Source organism: Streptomyces sp. 130 (assembly GCF_007096885.1).
In the GTDB taxonomy this organism is placed as follows: Bacteria; Actinomycetota; Actinomycetes; order Streptomycetales; family Streptomycetaceae; genus Streptomyces.
In genome coordinates, this window is record NZ_VJNO01000009.1 from 98534 (window position 1) to 114187 (window position 15654).

14 protein-coding genes are annotated in these 15654 nt (G+C 74.1%); 7 read left to right on the forward strand and 7 right to left on the reverse strand.

The annotated features are described in order from the left end of the window. Nucleotides 1–85: 85 nt before the first annotated feature. On the reverse strand, nucleotides 86–940 hold the full coding sequence (locus FKN01_RS10815; protein ID WP_143618984.1) for a slipin family protein: 855 nt from the start codon (nucleotides 938–940) through the stop codon (nucleotides 86–88). A 235-nt stretch (nucleotides 941–1175) separates the two neighbouring features. On the opposite strand from FKN01_RS10815, the gene FKN01_RS10820 reads away from it, so the two are divergent. After that, nucleotides 1176–1523, forward strand: coding sequence for a hypothetical protein (locus FKN01_RS10820; protein ID WP_143618986.1), 348 nt, complete (start codon nucleotides 1176–1178; stop codon nucleotides 1521–1523). A gap of 15 nt (nucleotides 1524–1538) precedes the next feature. Here FKN01_RS10820 and FKN01_RS10825 read toward each other — a convergent pair whose 3' ends face one another. Continuing rightward, entirely contained in the window at nucleotides 1539–2234 is a 696-nt protein-coding gene (locus FKN01_RS10825; RefSeq protein WP_143618988.1) for a bifunctional 2-polyprenyl-6-hydroxyphenol methylase/3-demethylubiquinol 3-O-methyltransferase UbiG, read from the reverse strand. Between the two features lie 41 nt (nucleotides 2235–2275). Next, nucleotides 2276–3523: a helix-turn-helix domain-containing protein gene (locus FKN01_RS10830; RefSeq protein ID WP_143619170.1), complete on the reverse strand. Its 1248-nt coding sequence runs from the start codon at nucleotides 3521–3523 to the stop codon at nucleotides 2276–2278. Between the two features lie 151 nt (nucleotides 3524–3674). Here FKN01_RS10830 and FKN01_RS10835 point away from each other — a divergent pair, with 151 nt between their 5' ends. The 4 genes from FKN01_RS10835 to FKN01_RS10850 all read left to right on the forward strand — a co-directional run bounded on the left by FKN01_RS10835 (nucleotide 3675) and on the right by FKN01_RS10850 (nucleotide 8091). Next, the gene (locus FKN01_RS10835; protein WP_143618990.1) at nucleotides 3675–4577 is read left to right on the forward strand and encodes an SGNH/GDSL hydrolase family protein; all 903 of its coding nucleotides are present in this window, start codon (nucleotides 3675–3677) and stop codon (nucleotides 4575–4577) included. Between the two features lie 3 nt (nucleotides 4578–4580). Beyond that, nucleotides 4581–6572 (forward strand): hypothetical protein, encoded by a 1992-nt coding sequence (locus FKN01_RS10840; protein ID WP_143618992.1) that lies wholly within the window; start codon nucleotides 4581–4583, stop codon nucleotides 6570–6572. Between the two features lie 38 nt (nucleotides 6573–6610). Further along, nucleotides 6611–7693 carry a tyrosine-protein phosphatase gene (locus FKN01_RS10845; protein ID WP_143618994.1) on the forward strand — a complete coding sequence of 361 codons (1083 nt, stop codon included), beginning with the start codon at nucleotides 6611–6613 and terminating at the stop codon, nucleotides 7691–7693. Nucleotides 7694–7797: 104 nt separating this feature from the next. After that, nucleotides 7798–8091: a DUF6343 family protein gene (locus FKN01_RS10850; RefSeq protein WP_143618996.1), complete on the forward strand. Its 294-nt coding sequence runs from the start codon at nucleotides 7798–7800 to the stop codon at nucleotides 8089–8091. Nucleotides 8092–8097: 6 nt separating this feature from the next. On the opposite strand, the gene FKN01_RS10855 is transcribed toward FKN01_RS10850, so the two are convergent. The 4 genes from FKN01_RS10855 to rpsA form a co-directional block, all read right to left on the reverse strand. Then, nucleotides 8098–8460, reverse strand: a complete 363-nt coding sequence (locus tag FKN01_RS10855; RefSeq protein ID WP_018518777.1) for a tetratricopeptide repeat protein — start codon at nucleotides 8458–8460, stop codon at nucleotides 8098–8100. A 102-nt stretch (nucleotides 8461–8562) separates the two neighbouring features. Continuing rightward, complete coding sequence (coaE, locus tag FKN01_RS10860; protein ID WP_143618998.1) at nucleotides 8563–9168, reverse strand: dephospho-CoA kinase; 606 nt, start codon at nucleotides 9166–9168, stop codon at nucleotides 8563–8565. A gap of 75 nt (nucleotides 9169–9243) precedes the next feature. Next, complete coding sequence (locus tag FKN01_RS10865; RefSeq protein WP_143619000.1) at nucleotides 9244–10182, reverse strand: PAC2 family protein; 939 nt, start codon at nucleotides 10180–10182, stop codon at nucleotides 9244–9246. A gap of 167 nt (nucleotides 10183–10349) precedes the next feature. Further along, the gene (gene rpsA / locus FKN01_RS10870; RefSeq protein WP_143619002.1) at nucleotides 10350–11858 is read right to left on the reverse strand and encodes a 30S ribosomal protein S1; all 1509 of its coding nucleotides are present in this window, start codon (nucleotides 11856–11858) and stop codon (nucleotides 10350–10352) included. Nucleotides 11859–12266: 408 nt separating this feature from the next. On the opposite strand from rpsA, the gene FKN01_RS10875 reads away from it, so the two are divergent. Together FKN01_RS10875 and hrpB are read left to right on the forward strand one after the other, a co-directional pair. Continuing rightward, nucleotides 12267–13067, forward strand: coding sequence for a class I SAM-dependent methyltransferase (locus FKN01_RS10875; RefSeq protein WP_398931911.1), 801 nt, complete (start codon nucleotides 12267–12269; stop codon nucleotides 13065–13067). A gap of 49 nt (nucleotides 13068–13116) precedes the next feature. Next, on the forward strand, nucleotides 13117–15621 hold the full coding sequence (gene hrpB, locus FKN01_RS10880; RefSeq protein WP_143619006.1) for an ATP-dependent helicase HrpB: 2505 nt from the start codon (nucleotides 13117–13119) through the stop codon (nucleotides 15619–15621). Nucleotides 15622–15654: the final 33 nt, after the last annotated feature.

Genomic DNA, 15654 nt, shown 5'->3' on the forward strand with positions numbered 1-15654 from the left:
GCAGGCTTCGGCGAGGCCCGGACGCCGCCGTTCCCGCAGCTCGTACGGATCGGGCGGCGGCCGGAGAGCGACGCGCGCGGACCGGTCAGTGGTGGGCGTACGGCTCGGAGGGGGCGGCCGGGCGCGGGTCCGGCGTACCGGGGTCCGGCGCCTGCGCGGCCTCGGGAGCGGGCGCCCCCTGCTGCTGGGCGCGTTCCAGGAACCGCAGCAGCTCCACCGGGAACGGCAGCACCAGCGTGGAGTTCTTCTCGGCCGCCACGGCCACCACGGTCTGCAGCAGTCGCAGCTGGAGCGCCGCCGGCTGGGCGGACATCTCCGACGCCGCCTCGGCGAGCTTCTTGGACGCCTGCAGCTCGGCGTCCGCGTTGATGACCCGGGCGCGCCGCTCGCGGTCGGCCTCGGCCTGGCGGGCCATCGAGCGTTTCATGGTCTCCGGCAGCGAGACGTCCTTGATCTCGACCCGGTCGATCTGCACGCCCCAGCCGACCGCCGGGCTGTCGATCATCAGCTCCAGGCCCTGGTTCAGCTTTTCCCGGTTGGACAGGAGGTCGTCCAGATCGCTTTTGCCGATGATGGAACGCAGTGACGTCTGCGCCATCTGCGAGACCGCGAAGCGGTAGTCCTCGACCTCGACGACCGCGCTCGCCGGGTCGACCACCTTGAAGTAGATGACGGCGTCCACCCGGACCGTGACGTTGTCCCGGGTGATCCCGTCCTGGGCCGGCACGGGCATGGTCACGATCTGCATGTTGACCTTGCGCAGCCGGTCGAAGCCCGGGAGCACCATCGTGAACCCCGGCGGGCGGACCTCGTCGCGGAGCCGGCCGAGTCTGAGGACCACGCCCCGTTCGTACTGCCTGACGACCCTGGCGGCCGCCGCCAGATACAGGGCGCCCACCGCCGCTGCCGCGACCACCGCGATCACGAGTGCCTCGACCATGACGGCCCCCTGCCAGCCGGAGGAGCCCGGCTCTCGGCGCCGCACCTCTTCGTGCGCTAATACCACGTTATGCCTGGTTTCGCTCCGGGTCGAACCCCTTGCGTACGCCGGAAGCGGCCGTGCTCCCCCACCCGGCCGCTTCCCGGATGCCGGGGGCCCGGGGAGCGGGCAGGGTGAGCGGCACCGGCACGTGCACCGCGGTGTGCGTGGTGACGAGACAGACGAGGATCCGCCCATGCCCGTGATCGACCGCCGACGCCGCCTGCTCGGCATCGCCGCCCAGGCCGTGTTCCTGACCCTCACCGTCGCAGGCTGTTCGGGCCTCGGCCGGACCGCTGTCGGCCCGGTCATCTACACCACCGAGCGGGACGCCGTCGTCGAGGTGAACAGCCCCTCGGTCAAGGGCTGCCACCGGCTCGCCCCGGCCGGCGCGAAGGCGGTGGCCAACGAGACCCTGGTCGACATCGTGCTGTACCGGACGCCCGACTGCACCGGCAAGGGAACGACGTACGTCGCCACCACCTTCTCGGACGTCAACGCGCCGAACGCCGGCCCCTGGCGCAGCTTCAGCACCATCCACTGACCGCCCGGGCGGCCACTACACAGGCACGGCCCGCACCCAGACGCCGTCGTCCGTGAGATAGCGGTCCACCGCCAGGCCCGCCGCCTCCAGGTGCCCCTCGAACGCCTCCTTCGTCAGCGGCCGGGACCGGAAGGTCTGCGTCCACCGGGCGTCGGCGAACTCGTACTCCACGCGCACCGAGCGCACCCCGTCGCCGGCCGGCTCCGAGGAGACGACGCGCACCGCGTAGCCGGCGGGGTGGACGCGCTCGCGCGGGAGCGCGGCGTGGTAGTCCGCCCCCTCGCGCTGCAGGAGCACCACGCCTCCCTCGCGCACATGGCGGCGGCAGGTCCGCAGCAGTCCGTCGCGCACCTCTTCGTCGCCCGCGTGGACGAGGAACGACGCGAGCACGACGACGTCGAACGTCTCGCCGCCGAGGTCCAGCGACTCGATCGGGGCGCACACCGTCCGCGCGCCGCGCACCCGCTCCAGCATCTGCGGCGACTCGTCCACGACGGTCATCCGGAAGCCGCGCCGCACCAGCGGGTGCGTCACCCGGCCCGCCCCGCAGCCCAGTTCCAGGATGTGCGCGCCGGCGGGGACGGCCGCCTCGATCACGTCCGGTTCGTCACCCACGGCCAGCCGGGCGTACAACTCGACCGCGCAGCCGTCCGGGGTGATCGCGCCCGGCCCGGTCCCCGCGTACCCCTCGCGTACCCGTTGTCCGCTCATGTCTGCCGAACGACCGTACGGGGGCGGTGGTTCCCGCCCCCTCAGACCGAGCGGCGCGCCACCAGGGCGGCGCTGAGGTGCTGGAGGTCGGCGGGGCGGGCCGGGGAGAGGCCGGTGAGGCGGTCGATGCGGCGGATGCGGTAGTCGACGGTGTTGGGGTGGACGTGCAGCGCCGCCGCCGCGGCCCGGCGGTCCAGGCCGTGTCCGAGGTACGTCTCCAGCGTGTGCAGCAGCTCCGGCTTGGCGTCCAGCGGGCTCAGCAGCCCGGCGAGCCCCCGCAGCGCCTCGCTGGGCCGGCTCAGCTGGTACTCCAGGAGCACGTCGGCCAGCCGGTAGAGGCCGGGCGCCCGGCCGGTGCGGGCCACCAGGTCCACGATCTCGGCGTTACGCGCCACCGCGGCCGGCACCCCGTCCGGTGACGCGGTCTCGGCCGCGGCCGTGACCGGGACGCCCGCCGCCCGGGTCGCCTCGGCGATCAGGTCGCACAGTCCGCCGGGCCCCTCCCACGGCGGCGGCTTCGCGACCGGCAGCAGCACGGTGCCGCCGGACGCGTCCAGGGCGGTCAGCGCGGGCGTCCCGGCGAACCGGTCGAGGGCCGTCCGGATGCGCCGTATCTTCCGCCGGGCGGCCACGCCCGCGCCCGCCCCGGGGCCGGACACCGGACCGGCCCCGGGCCCCCGCGGCGGGCCCGCCCCCGCCTCGTCCGGGTGCGGGGCCAGCGCGAGCGTCATCGTCAGATAGCGGGCGGCCGGGCGCAGCCCGGTGCGGCGGGTGAAGCCGTCCAGGTCCTCACCGGTCAGCAGCGCGGCCATCAGCGCGTGCCGGCCGCCGTGCTCCTGGCTGTCCAGGATCTGCCGGGCCTCCAGATAGGCGCCGCTCACCGCGGAGGTCAGCTGCTGCTGGAGGTCGAGGATGCGGTCCATGATCTCCAGCACGGCGGGCAGGTCCCCGGGCCCGGCGTCCTGCGCGGTCTCCTCCCAGCACATCGCGACACCCACCTGGTAGGCGGTGAGGATGGCGTCCAGCGGCACGCCCTCCTCGGCGCGCTGGGCCGCCGAGTCGCGCTGCTGGGCGAGTTCGCCGTCGGTGGCGGCCCGGCGGTGTTCGAGGACGTCCGCGAAGAGCCGCAGATTGTGCTGGACGATGTCCGCGATGTCGCCCGCGATCTCCTCGTGCGGCAGCTCCGCGTAGACCGGGAGGTCGCTGAGGAGACGGGCGACCACCCGGGCGGTCAGTGCGGGGACCCGGGCCCTCAGCCGTACCGCCACCGGGCGTCCGGCGATGGCCAACGGCCCCTGGTCCACGGCCCGTTCTTTGTCACGCGTCACAAAAGCCCCCGGCGAAGTCTGCGTTACCCACCAGTTAAAGGACGGCGTTCGAGTCTGCATGATGACCGGCGACACCCGCCATGCCCCCACTCACAGCGCACCGGAGGTCGTCGTGAAATCGTCCTGGAACAAGGCTTTCCGTCGTACTGTCACAGGAGCCGCCACCGCCGTCGCCCTGGCCTCGCTGGCCGTGGGCACCACCGCGACCGGCGCCTGGGCGGCGACCGCGGACGACCCCGTGCAGTACGTGGCCCTCGGCGACTCGATGGCCTCGGGGCCCCTCATCCCGGGCATCACGGGACCGCTGGCCTGCGGTCGCTCCACGCACAACTACGCGCACGAACTGGCCGCGAGCATCGGCGCCTCACTGCGCGACGTCACGTGCAGCGGGGCCCAGTCCAAGCACATGACCGAAAAGCAGTCCCTGTCGCTGCTCGACGTGCCGATGGGTTCGGCGGCGCCCCAGTTCGACGCGCTGCGCGCCGACACCGACCTGGTGACCCTCACCATCGGCGGCAACGACGCCGGTCTCGTCGGGATCGCGCAGGACTGCATGCAGCTCGACCCGACCGCGACCCCGTGCAGGGACAAGCTGACCGAGGGCGGGGTCGACCAGGTGGCGCAGCGGATCGACGCCTTCGCGCCGCGCCTCGGAGCCGTACTGGACGGAATCCACCAGCGCTCGCCGCACGCCAGGGTCCTGGTGACGGGATACGGGCTCTACATCAAGCCGGGCGGCTGCTGGCCGCTGCAGCCCGTGCTGCCGGTCGACGCCGACTTCCTCCAGGGCAGCGTGAACCGGATGAACGCGGTGATCGCCGAGCAGAGCGCCGCACACGGCGCCGAGTACATCGACGTAGCCACGCCGAGCGTGGGCCACGACGCCTGCCAGGCACCGTCCGACAAGTGGGTCGAGGGATACGTGCCGACCGCGTCGGCCGCCCCGCTGCACCCGAACCAGCGGGGCGAGGCCGCCTACGCGCGCATCATCGGCGCCCACCTCCAGGGGAGCTGAGCCGTGCGGCAGCGGATGCTCCACGGGCTGCTCGCCGCGGCGCTCGGCGCCGCCGCGCTCCTCGCCCCGCCCGCCCACGCGGCCCCGGCGGGCCCTTCCCCGGCGCGGGGCTGCGACCCGCTGGCACCCGCCGAGTGCCTGCTGCCGTTCCCCAACGACTGGTACACCCGGCCGGACCCGCGCACCGACACGGGCCGCCGGGTGGCCTTCGACGCCTCGGCGCTGCCCCGGCCCGCGACCGGGCGGGCCGTCGACCCCACCGCCTGGAACCGGTCCGACGGCTTCTCCCCCGGCTCCACCCTGATCGCCCAGGTGCCGGGGCTCGACCCGGCCAGGACCGGCGCGGCCCCGCTCACCGACATCGGCCGGTCCCTGGACCGGGACGCGCCGGTCGTCCTGCTGGACACCACGACCGGTGAGCGGTGGCCGTACTGGGCGGAGCCCGACAGCAACGCCACCGACCCCGCGCGCCGGGCGCTGCTGATCCACCCGGCCCGCAACCTCCTGGACGGCCACCACTACGCCGTGGCGCTGCGCCGTCTCAAGGACGGGGCCGGCCATACGATTCCGGCCGCCGCCCCCTTCGCCGCCGTGGCCGGGAAACGGCTGCCCGCGCACCACCCGCTGCGCGCCCGCCAGGACCAACTGCGGCCGGCGCTGTCCGCGCTGCGCCGGGCGGGCGTCCCGCCCCAGGGGCTCTACCTGGCCTGGGACTTCACGGTCGCCTCGACGCGCGGCCTCACCGGCGACCTGTTCACCATCCGCGACGACGCGTTCCGCCGGCTCGGCGACCGCGCGCCCGCCTTCGAGGTCACCGGGGTCACCGACCGCACCCGGGAGCAGGACGCCCGGATCGCCCGGGAGGTCACCGGTGAGATCACCGTCCCCAACTATCTGGACGCGCCCGGCGGGCCGCCCGGCTCCGTGCTGCGCCGCGACCGGCACGGCACGCCGCGCGGGCTCCCGGGCAGCACTCTGACCGCCGCGTTCCGCTGCGAGATCCCGCGCGCCGCCTTCCGCGAGCCGTCGCACCCCTCGCTGTACGGGCACGGGCTGCTCGGCTCCCGCGACGAGGTCGGCGCGGGCAACGTCAAGGACATGGCCGCCGAGCACGACTTCACGTTCTGCGCGACGGACTGGACCGGCATGGCCCGGGAGGACATCCCCGTCGTCATGGCCGCGCTCGGCGACCCGGGCCTCTTCCCCGCCGTCCCCGAGCGCAGCGAGCAGGGCATGCTCAACGCCCTGTTCCTCGGCCGCGCCCTGATCCACGCGAAGGGCCTCACCACCGACCCGGCCTTCCGCACCGCCGACGGGCGCCCGCTCCTCGGCATCCGGCACGGCCTCGCGTACGACGGGAACAGCCAGGGCGGCATCCTCGGCGGCGCGCTCCTCGCCGCCTCGCCCGACATCCGGCGCGGGGTGCTCGGCGTGACCGGCATGAACTACGGGCTGCTCCTCAACCGCAGCGCCGACTTCGCGCCCTTCCAGCAGGTCCTGGACACCGCCTACCCGGACAAGCTGCACCAGCAACTGGTCCTCCAGCTCTTCCAGCTGGTCTGGGACCGGGGCGAGACCAACGCGTACGCCAACCACCTCACCGACCACCACCAGGTCCTGATGCACATCGCGTACGGCGACCACCAGGTCGCGAACGCGGCGGCCGACGTCGAGGCGCGCACCATCGGCGCCCGGCTGCTCACCCCCGCGCTCGCCGCCGGCCGCAGCCCCGACGCCGTGCCGTACTGGGGCATCCGGACCGTCTCCCCGCGCCAACTGCCTTACCGGGGCTCGGCGATGACCGTCTGGGACAGCGGTACGCCCGCTCCCCCGGTCACCAACACACCGCCCGCCGCTCCCGCGTACGGGCACGACCCGCACGAAGATCCCCGCAACTCGCCCGCCGCACGTCAGCAGAAGGCCACCTTCCTGACCACCGGCCGGGTCATCAATGTCTGTGGCACCACCCCGTGCACCGCCACACCGACCTCCTGACGCCTCCCCTGCCCCGCAGGGTCACGACAAGGAGCACCATGCGTACGCACCGCATCGCCGGCGCCGTCCTCGCCACCGCCCTCCTGACCGGTACGGTCATGGCCCCGGCCGCCCTCGCCGCGCCGCCCGCGACCGCCACGGCCGCCGTCGCGCAGTCCGCCGTCCCGTTCACGGCCGCCACCGCCACCCGCACCGCCGACGGCGGCCACACCCTGACCTGGGCGTCGCCCGCCGCTTCGGTGACCGTCACCGCCGTGACCTCGCCCGACGCCACCACCGGCACCGCTCTCGGCACGGCCCCCGGCACCGGCTCGCTGACGGTCGCCCCGGGCACGCTCCCCGAGGCCGGGCGCTGGTACTTCCGGCTGGTCCCCGACAGCGGCAGCCCGCTCGTCGTCGCCGACCGCTCGCTCGGCCTGGCCTCGGCCCGCAACTTCCGGGACATCGGCGGCTACCGGACCACGGACGGGCGCTGGGTGCGCCCGGGCCTGGTCTACCGCTCCAACAAGCTGAGCAAGCTCACCGACGCGGAGCAGCAGCGGCTGGTCTCCCAGAAGCTCACGCTCGACGTGGACCTGCGCAACGTCCAGGAGCGGTACGAGGAACCGGACCGGCTGCCCGCCGGGGTGCGCTACCAGGTCGCGGACGTCGTCTCGCTCGCCCACGGCATCCGCTTCCACGACTCCGCCCTGATGACCCTGGCCGAGGCGATCGCCGCCGGGCTCTTCTCCGGCTCGTCGGACCTCGGCCAGTCCATCGGCTACCCGTTCATGGTCAACTTCGTGGGCGCGGACTACGCCTTCCACGACCTCGTCACGGCCGTCGCCACGAACACCTCGGGCGCCACGGTCTTCCACTGCAGCGCGGGCAAGGACCGCACCGGCTGGGGCACGGCCGTCCTGCTCACCCTGCTCGGCGTCCCCCGGGCCACGGTCGAGGCGGACTTCCTGGCCAGCAACCAGTACACCGGCGACCCGGAGGCCGTGGAGCTGAGCTGGCTGCGCGCCGCGTACGCCGAGGTGGACCAGATCTACGGCGACTTCGACACGTACGTACGGGAGGGGCTGAAGCTCGACGACGCGACCGTGGCGGCGCTGCGAGCGAAGCTGCTGACCGACTGACCCGCGTACGGGGAGCGGCCGGCCGCGTTTCCTCGCGCGGTCGGCCGCTCCCGCGATGCCGCACCCGACCGGGCATGGGTCCATGCTGGTAGGGAGGCGATGCCATGCGTACCGGCAATGAACCGACGACCGCCCGCAGTCCGCTGCGGATGCGGCTCTGGCTGAGTCTGTGGGGCCTGGCCTGGGCCGTCTTCGGGGTGACGGCGTTCGCCGTGAACGGCCGCACCGGCTGGGCCGTCGTCTGCGGGGTGCTGCTCGCGCTGGTCCTGGTGGACCTGTGCGTGGTCGTGCACCGGCTGCGCCAGGGCGCGCACTACCAGCCGGGCCGCTCCATTCCCCCCTACGATCCCGACCACGGCCCCGGGGGCGGCAAGGGGCCGCCGCCGGGCACTCCCTAGTCCCCGCTAGTTCTCGAAGCGGGCCGCGCGCAGGTACTCCGGCTTCGGGTCGAGCGCCGCCGCCAGCCGGAAGTGGCGGGTGGCGCGCTCGGGGTGGCCGGAGCGCTCGAAGGTGCGGGCCAGGGCGAAGTGCGCGAAGGCGTTGTCCGGCTCGCGCTCCAGCACCAGCTCGAATTCCAGCTCGGCGGGGCGCAGCTGCGCCGCGGCGAAGAAGGCGCGGGCGCGCAGCAGCCGGGCGGCGGTGTTCTCGGGGTGGGCGGCGATCACCGAGTCGAGCAGCCGCACGGCGCCCCGGGGATCGCGCGCGGCGAGCAGCTGCTCGGCCGCACGGAAGTCGATGACGTCGGTTTCCGGGTTCCTCTCGGGCACGGTGGCATCCTTCCCTGGTCCGTCCCGGGGTGAACGCGGACCCGGCCGCGGGTATTCCGGTGCGGGCGCGCGGCCGGCCGATGAGGCGGTACGGAGGCGGGCTCAGCCCTTCTCCGCCGCCCGGCGGGTCAGCAGGGCCCAGACCTCGCGGACCCGGTCCGCCAGCTCCTCGACCGGTCCGTCGTTGTCGATGACCAGGTCGGCGACGGCGCGCCGCTGCTCGCGGGTGGCCTGGGCGGCCATGCGGGCGCGGGCGTCCTCCTCGGTCATGCCGCGCAGCCGGACGAGCCGGTCGAGCTGGGTCTTTGGGTCGGCGTCGACCACGACGACCAGGTCGTAGAGGGGGGCGAGGCCGTTCTCGGTGAGGAGGGGGACGTCGTGGACGACCACGGAGTCCGGTCCGGCGGCCCGCTCCAGTTCGGCGGAGCGCTCGCGGACCAGGGGGTGGACGATCGCGTTGAGCGCGGCGAGGCGGTCCGGGTCGGTGAAGACGATCGCGCCGAGCGCCGGGCGGTCGAGCGCGCCGTCCGGGGTCAGGATGCCGGGGCCGAACTCCTCGACCACGGCGGCGAGTCCGGGGGTGCCGGGTCCGACCACCTCGCGGGCGATGCGGTCCGAGTCGATGAGGACGGCACCGTGGCCGACGAGCAGCCGGGACACTTCGCTCTTGCCGGCTCCGATGCCACCGGTCAGGCCCACATTCAGCATGTCCGACAGCCTAAGGTGTCCCGCTGCCCGTGGTCCCCGCGGGCGGGGGGCACGGGCGGCGGGCGCGGGACGCGCTCAGACGTCGCCCTCGCGCTCGGCGAGGAACTTCTCGAATTCGAGGCCGATCTCCTCCGCCGACGGCAGGTCCGCCGGTTCGGCGACCAGATTGCCGCGGGTCTCCGCGCCCGCGATCGCGTCGTACTGGTGCTCGAGGCCCTCGACCAGCGAGACCAGCTCCTCGTCGCCCTGGCCGATCTGGCGGTCGATCTCCGTCTGGGTGCGGTGCGCCTCGGTGCGCAGGGCGTGCGCGACGGTCGGCAGGACCAGGCCGGTCGCGGCGGTGATCGCCTCCAGCGCGGTGAGCGCCGCGTCCGGGTAGGCGGAGCGGGCGACGTAGTGCGGCACATGGGCGGCCACGCCGAGCACGTCGTGGCCCGCCTCCATCAGCCGGTACTCGACGAGTGCCTCGGCGGAGCCGGGGACCTGCGCCTCCTCGAAGGGGCTGCGGTGGCCGGGCGTGAGGTCGGTGCGGTTGCCGTGCGGGGTGATGCCGACGGGGCGGGTGTGCGGGACGCCCATCGGGATGCCGTGGAAGTTGACCGCGAGGCGGACGCCCAGGCGCTCGACCACCTCCTCGACGGCGGCGGCGAACTTCTCCCACTCCACGTCCGGCTCCGGCCCGGACAGCAGCAGGAACGGCGCGCCCGTGGCGTCCTGGACGACGCGGACCTCCAGGGCGGGGGTCGCGTACGCCGTCCAGCGGTCGCGCTTGAACGTCAGCAGCGGGCGCCGGGCGCGGTAGTCGATCAGGCGGTCGTGGTCGAAGCGGGCGACGACCTGGTGCGGCAGCGATTCGAGCAGGCCGTCGACGATCTGCTCGCCCGTCTCACCCGCGTCGATGTAGCCCTCGAAGTGGTAGAGCATGACCAGGCCGGCCGACTCCTGGGCGAGCGCCATGTCGACCACAGCCAGGCCCTTCGGCTCCCATTCGTACAAACTCTGCGGATCAGGCACGGTTACCGCTCCTCCTTGTGTTCCTGGAGAAGAACGCCCCGGGTCTCTTGGTCATTCCCCGTACACGCTCTTTCACTCCGGAAACGCGTGAGGCCCGCTCCCCGAAGGGAGCGGGCCTCACGGTCACTTACCTACCGCAGCCGATGACCGGCCGGAGGGACAGAGCGTCAGCTCTGGCCGCCCGCCAGCTTCTCGCGGAGCGCGGCCAGGGCCTCGTCCGACGCCAGGGCGCCGGAGTTGTCCGAGGACTCCGAGGAGTAGGAGCCGCCGCTGCCGCCCGAGGCGGCCTGCGTGTTGCCGGCGGGGGTGGCGGCACCCTCGGCGGCGGCGGCCTCGTCGGCCTCGCGGGACTTGATGACCTGGGCCTGGTGCTGCTCGAAGCGCTGCTGCGCCTCGGCGTACTGGGTCTCCCAGATCTCGCGCTGGGTCTCGAAGCCCTCGAGCCAGTCGTTGGTCTCGGGGTCGAAGCCCTCGGGGTAGATGTAGTTGCCCTGGTCGTCGTAGGACGCGGCCATGCCGTACAGGGTCGGGTCGAACTCGACCGAGGCCGGGTCGCCGCCGAACGCCTCGTTGGCCTGCTTCAGCGAGAGGCTGATGCGACGGCGCTCGAGGTCGATGTCGATGACCTTGACGAAGATCTCGTCGTTGACCTGGACGACCTGCTCCGGGATCTCCACGTGGCGCTCGGCCAGCTCGGAGATGTGGACCAGGCCCTCGATGCCCTCGTCCACGCGGACGAACGCACCGAACGGAACGAGCTTGGTGACCTTACCGGGGACGACCTGCCCGATCTGGTGCGTACGGGCGAACTGCTGCCACGGGTCTTCCTGCGTCGCCTTGAGCGACAGCGAGACGCGCTCGCGGTCCATGTCGACGTCGAGGACCTCGACGGTGACCTCCTGGCCGACCTCGACAACCTCGGAGGGGTGGTCGATGTGCTTCCAGGACAGCTCGGAGACGTGCACCAGACCGTCGACGCCACCCAGGTCCACGAAGGCACCGAAGTTGACGATCGAGGAGACGACGCCGGAGCGGACCTGACCCTTCTGGAGGGTCGTGAGGAACGTCTGGCGGACCTCGGACTGGGTCTGCTCGAGCCAGGCACGGCGGGACAGGACCACGTTGTTGCGGTTCTTGTCCAGCTCGATGATCTTGGCCTCGAGCTCCTTGCCCACGTACGGCTGGAGGTCGCGGACACGACGCATCTCGACGAGCGACGCCGGGAGGAAGCCGCGGAGGCCGATGTCGAGGATGAGACCACCCTTGACGACCTCGATGACGGTACCGGTGACGATGCCGTCCTCTTCCTTGATCTTCTCGATGGTGCCCCAGGCACGCTCGTACTGAGCGCGCTTCTTCGAGAGGATCAGGCGGCCTTCCTTGTCCTCCTTCTGGAGAACCAGGGCCTCGATCTCGTCACCGACCTTCACGACCTCGTTCGGGTCGACGTCGTGCTTGATCGAGAGCTCGCGGCTCGGGATGACGCCTTCGGTCTTGTAACCGATGTCGAGGAGAACCTCGTCCCGGTCAACCTTGACGATGACACCGTCAACGATGTCGCCGTCGTTGAAGTACTTGATCGTCTCGTCGATCGCCGCGAGGAACGCGTCCGCGTCGCCGATGTCGTTGACCGCAACCTGCGGAGTGGTGGCGGTGGTCTCGGTGCTGCTCGTCATGTGGGAAAGGGCTCCGGTACGGACAGTGAGTCGTAGGTACTGCTACGCCGAAAGCCCGTATCGCCTCTGCCTAAGCCGGACAGCCCGGGAAGCGCCAATTCCGTGACCGGAAGGCGCCTCGTGAACCGAGGGGACTAGCAACAGATGCGAGCGCGGCCTGCTAGGTCTGAGGAGCGCAGGCTCGCAGCGCAACTTGTAGCATACGGGGGCAGCAGAGCACGGTCAATGCGCGAAGGCGGACACCACAGGCGGAAAGCCCCATATCCGGCACAACTCGGGTTCACCGAGGCCAGATCGTGTCCGGCGACGTCCGGACACACCGGTGCGGCACCGCGCAGGCCCCCTTGGTACGTACCGCGTACGACGGGGTGAAGGCAAACTACAACGACGGACACGATGAGCCAAGAGATGTACGCCGCCGAACCCGAGGCGACCCGCCGCAGCGCCGGGACCGCCGAGAGCAGCCGGGCCAGCCGGGGCTGGTGGGACCGCAACGCCGACGAGTACCAGAGCGACCACGGCGCCTTCCTCGGCGACGACCGCTTCGTCTGGGGCCCCGAGGGCCTGGACGAGGCGACCGCCGGGCTCCTGGGCCCCGCCGCCGGGCTGAAGGGGCTCGACGTCCTGGAGATCGGCGCCGGCGCGGCCCAGTGCTCCCGCTGGCTGGCCGCGCAGGGCGCCCGCCCCGTCGCCCTGGACCTCTCCCACCGCCAGCTCCAGCACGCCCTGCGCATCGGCGACGACGTCCCGCTGGTCGAGGCGGACGCGGGGCGGCTGCCCTTCCGCGACGCCTCCTTCGACCTGGCCTGCTCCGCCTACGGCGCGGTGCCCTTCGTCGCCGACCCGGTCCAGGTCTTCCGCGAGGTGCGCCGGGTGCTGCGCCCCGGCGGCCGCTGGGTCTTCTCCGTGACGCACCCCGTCCGCTGGGCCTTCCCGGACGAGCCGGGCCCCGAGGGCCTGTCGGTGGCCGCCTCCTACTTCGACCGCACCCCCTACGTCGAGCAGGACGAGCACGGCGACGCGGTCTACGTGGAGCACCACCGCACCCTGGGCGACCGGGTCCGGGACGTGGTCGCGGGCGGCTTCCGGCTGGTGGACCTGGTCGAGCCGGAGTGGCCCGCCTGGAACGACCGGGAGTGGGGCGGCTGGTCCCCGCTGCGCGGCAACCTGATCCCGGGGACCGCGATCTTCGTCTGCGTACGGGACTGAGTCACCGGCCGGTGCGGGGCGCGGGCGGCTCCCGTACGAGACTGGGGACGTGATCCGCACCGACGCCCTCGACCGGCTGCCCGTCCGCACCGCCGTCCCCGCGCTCCGGCGGGCGCTCGACGACCACGGGACCGCGGTCCTGTGCGCACCCCCCGGCACCGGCAAGACCACCCTCGTCCCGCTCGCCCTGGCCGGGCTGACCGGCGAGGGCCCGGTGCGCCGGGTCGTCGTCGCCGAGCCGCGCCGGATCGCCGCCCGCGCCGCGGCCCGGCGCATGGCGTGGCTGCTGGGCGAGCGGACCGGGGAGCGCGTCGGGTTCACCGTGCGCGGCGAGCGGGCGGCCGGCCCGGACACCGTCGTCGAGGTCGTCACCACCGGGGTGCTGCTCCAGCGGCTGCAGCGCGACCAGGAGCTGGCCGGGGTGGACGCGGTGATCATCGACGAGTGCCACGAACGCCACCTGGACGCGGACACGGTGGCCGCGTTCCTGCTGGACGTGCGCGCGGCGCTGCGCCCGGACCTGCGGCTGGTGGCGGCGTCCGCGACGACGGACGCGGAGGGCTGGGCGCGGCTGCTCGGGGACGCCCCGGTGATCGGGGCGCGGGGCGTGTCGCATCCGGTGGAGGTGGTGTGGGCCCCGCCGTCCGCGCCGGTCCGGCCGCCGCACGGCACGAGGGTCGATCCGGCGCTGCTGAGCCATGTCGCCTCCGTGGTGCGGCGGGCGCTCGCCGAGCGGGACGGCGACGTGCTGTGCTTCCTGCCCGGCGTCGGCGAGATCGGCCGGGTCGCCGGACAGCTGGCGGACGTCGGGGCCGAAGTGCTCCAGGTCCACGGCCGGGCCCCGGCGGCGGTGCAGGACGCGGTGCTGGCCGGCTCGTCCGGGGGACGCCGGGTGGTCCTGGCGACCTCGGTGGCCGAGTCCTCGCTGACGGTCCCCGGGGTGCGGACCGTGGTCGACTCGGGGCTGGCCCGGGAGCCGCGCACCGATCACGCCCGGGGGCTGAGCGCGCTGACCACCGTGCGGGCCTCGCAGGCGGCGGGCCGGCAGCGCGCGGGCCGGGCGGGGCGCGAGGCACCCGGGACGGTGTACCGCTGCTGGGACCGGGCCGAGGACGGCCGGCTCGCCCGGTATCCCGCCCCGGAGATCAGGGTGGCCGATCTGACGGCGTTCGCCCTCCAGGCGGCCTGCTGGGGCGACCCGGACGCCTCCGGGCTCGCGCTGCTCGACGCCCCGCCGCAGGGGGCGATGGCCGCCGCGCGCGAGGTGCTCGGCGCGGTCGGCGCGGTGGACCCGGACGGCCGGGTCACCGAGCGGGGCGTACGCATGTCCCGGCTCGGGCTGCACCCCCGGCTGGCCCGGGCGCTGCTGGACGGGGCGGCCGAGGTGGGCGGGCGCCGGGCCGCCGAGGTGGTGGCGCTGCTGAGCGAGGAGCCGCCGCGCTCGTACGGGGACGATCTGGCGGTCGCGCTGCGCACCGCGCGCCGGGGCCAGGACGCCTACGCGGGGCGCTGGCGCCAGGAGGTGCGGCGCCTGTCGTCCGCGCTCAAGGGCGACGGGGGCGGCGGCCGGTCCGTCCCGGACGACGCGGCGGTGGGCCTGGTGGCGGCCCTCGCCTTCCCGGAGCGGGTGGCACGGGCGCGGGGCGGCGGGGCGTTCCTGATGGCGTCGGGCACGGGCGCGGAGCCCGGCGAGGGGTCCGGGCTGCGCGGGGCGCCCTGGCTGGCCGTGGCGGTCGCGGACCGGCCCGCGCACGCGGCGTCCGCCCGGGTGCGGCTGGCGGCCGTCATCGACGAGGACACCGCGCTGCTGGCCGCGGGGCCGCTGCGGTGCGCGGGCGAGGAGGTCCGCTGGGACGGCCGGGACGTGGTGGCCCGCCGGGTGGAGCGGCTGGGGGCGGTCGAGCTGGCCGCCCGCCCGCTGGAGCGGCCCGATCCGGCGCTGGTCCGCGACGCCCTGGTGGAGGGGCTTCGACGGGAGGGTGTGGGGCTGCTGCGGTGGAGCCGGGACGCGGGGCAGCTGCGGGAGCGGCTGGCGTTCCTGCACCGGGTGCTGGGCGGGCCGTGGCCGGACGTGTCGGACGGGGCGCTGCTCTCGGACCCCGGGGCCTGGCTGGAGCCGGAGCTGTCGCGGGCGCGGCGGCGCTCCGACCTGGCGGCGGTCGACGCGGGGCAGGCGCTGCGCCGGCTGCTGCCGTGGGCGACGGGCGAGGCGGCCCGCCTGGACGAGCTGGCGCCGGAGCGGATCGAGGTGCCGAGCGGTTCGCGCGTCCGGGTGGATTACGGCGGGGAGCAGCCGGTGCTCGCGGTGAAGCTCCAGGAGCTGTTCGGCCTCCAGGAGACCCCGCGGGTGGCGGGCGTGCCGGTGCTGGCGCACCTGCTGTCCCCCGCCGGGCGGCCGGCCGCGGTGACGGCTGACCTGGCGTCGTTCTGGCGCGACGGCTACCGGGCGGTCCGGGCGGAGCTGCGCGGCCGGTATCCGAAGCACCCGTGGCCCGAGGACCCGGCGGCGGCGGAGGCGACCCGGTTCACGAAGGCGCGGCCGAAGCGGGGGTGAGCGGGGACAGCCCCTCGGCCGGCGGGCGGCGGA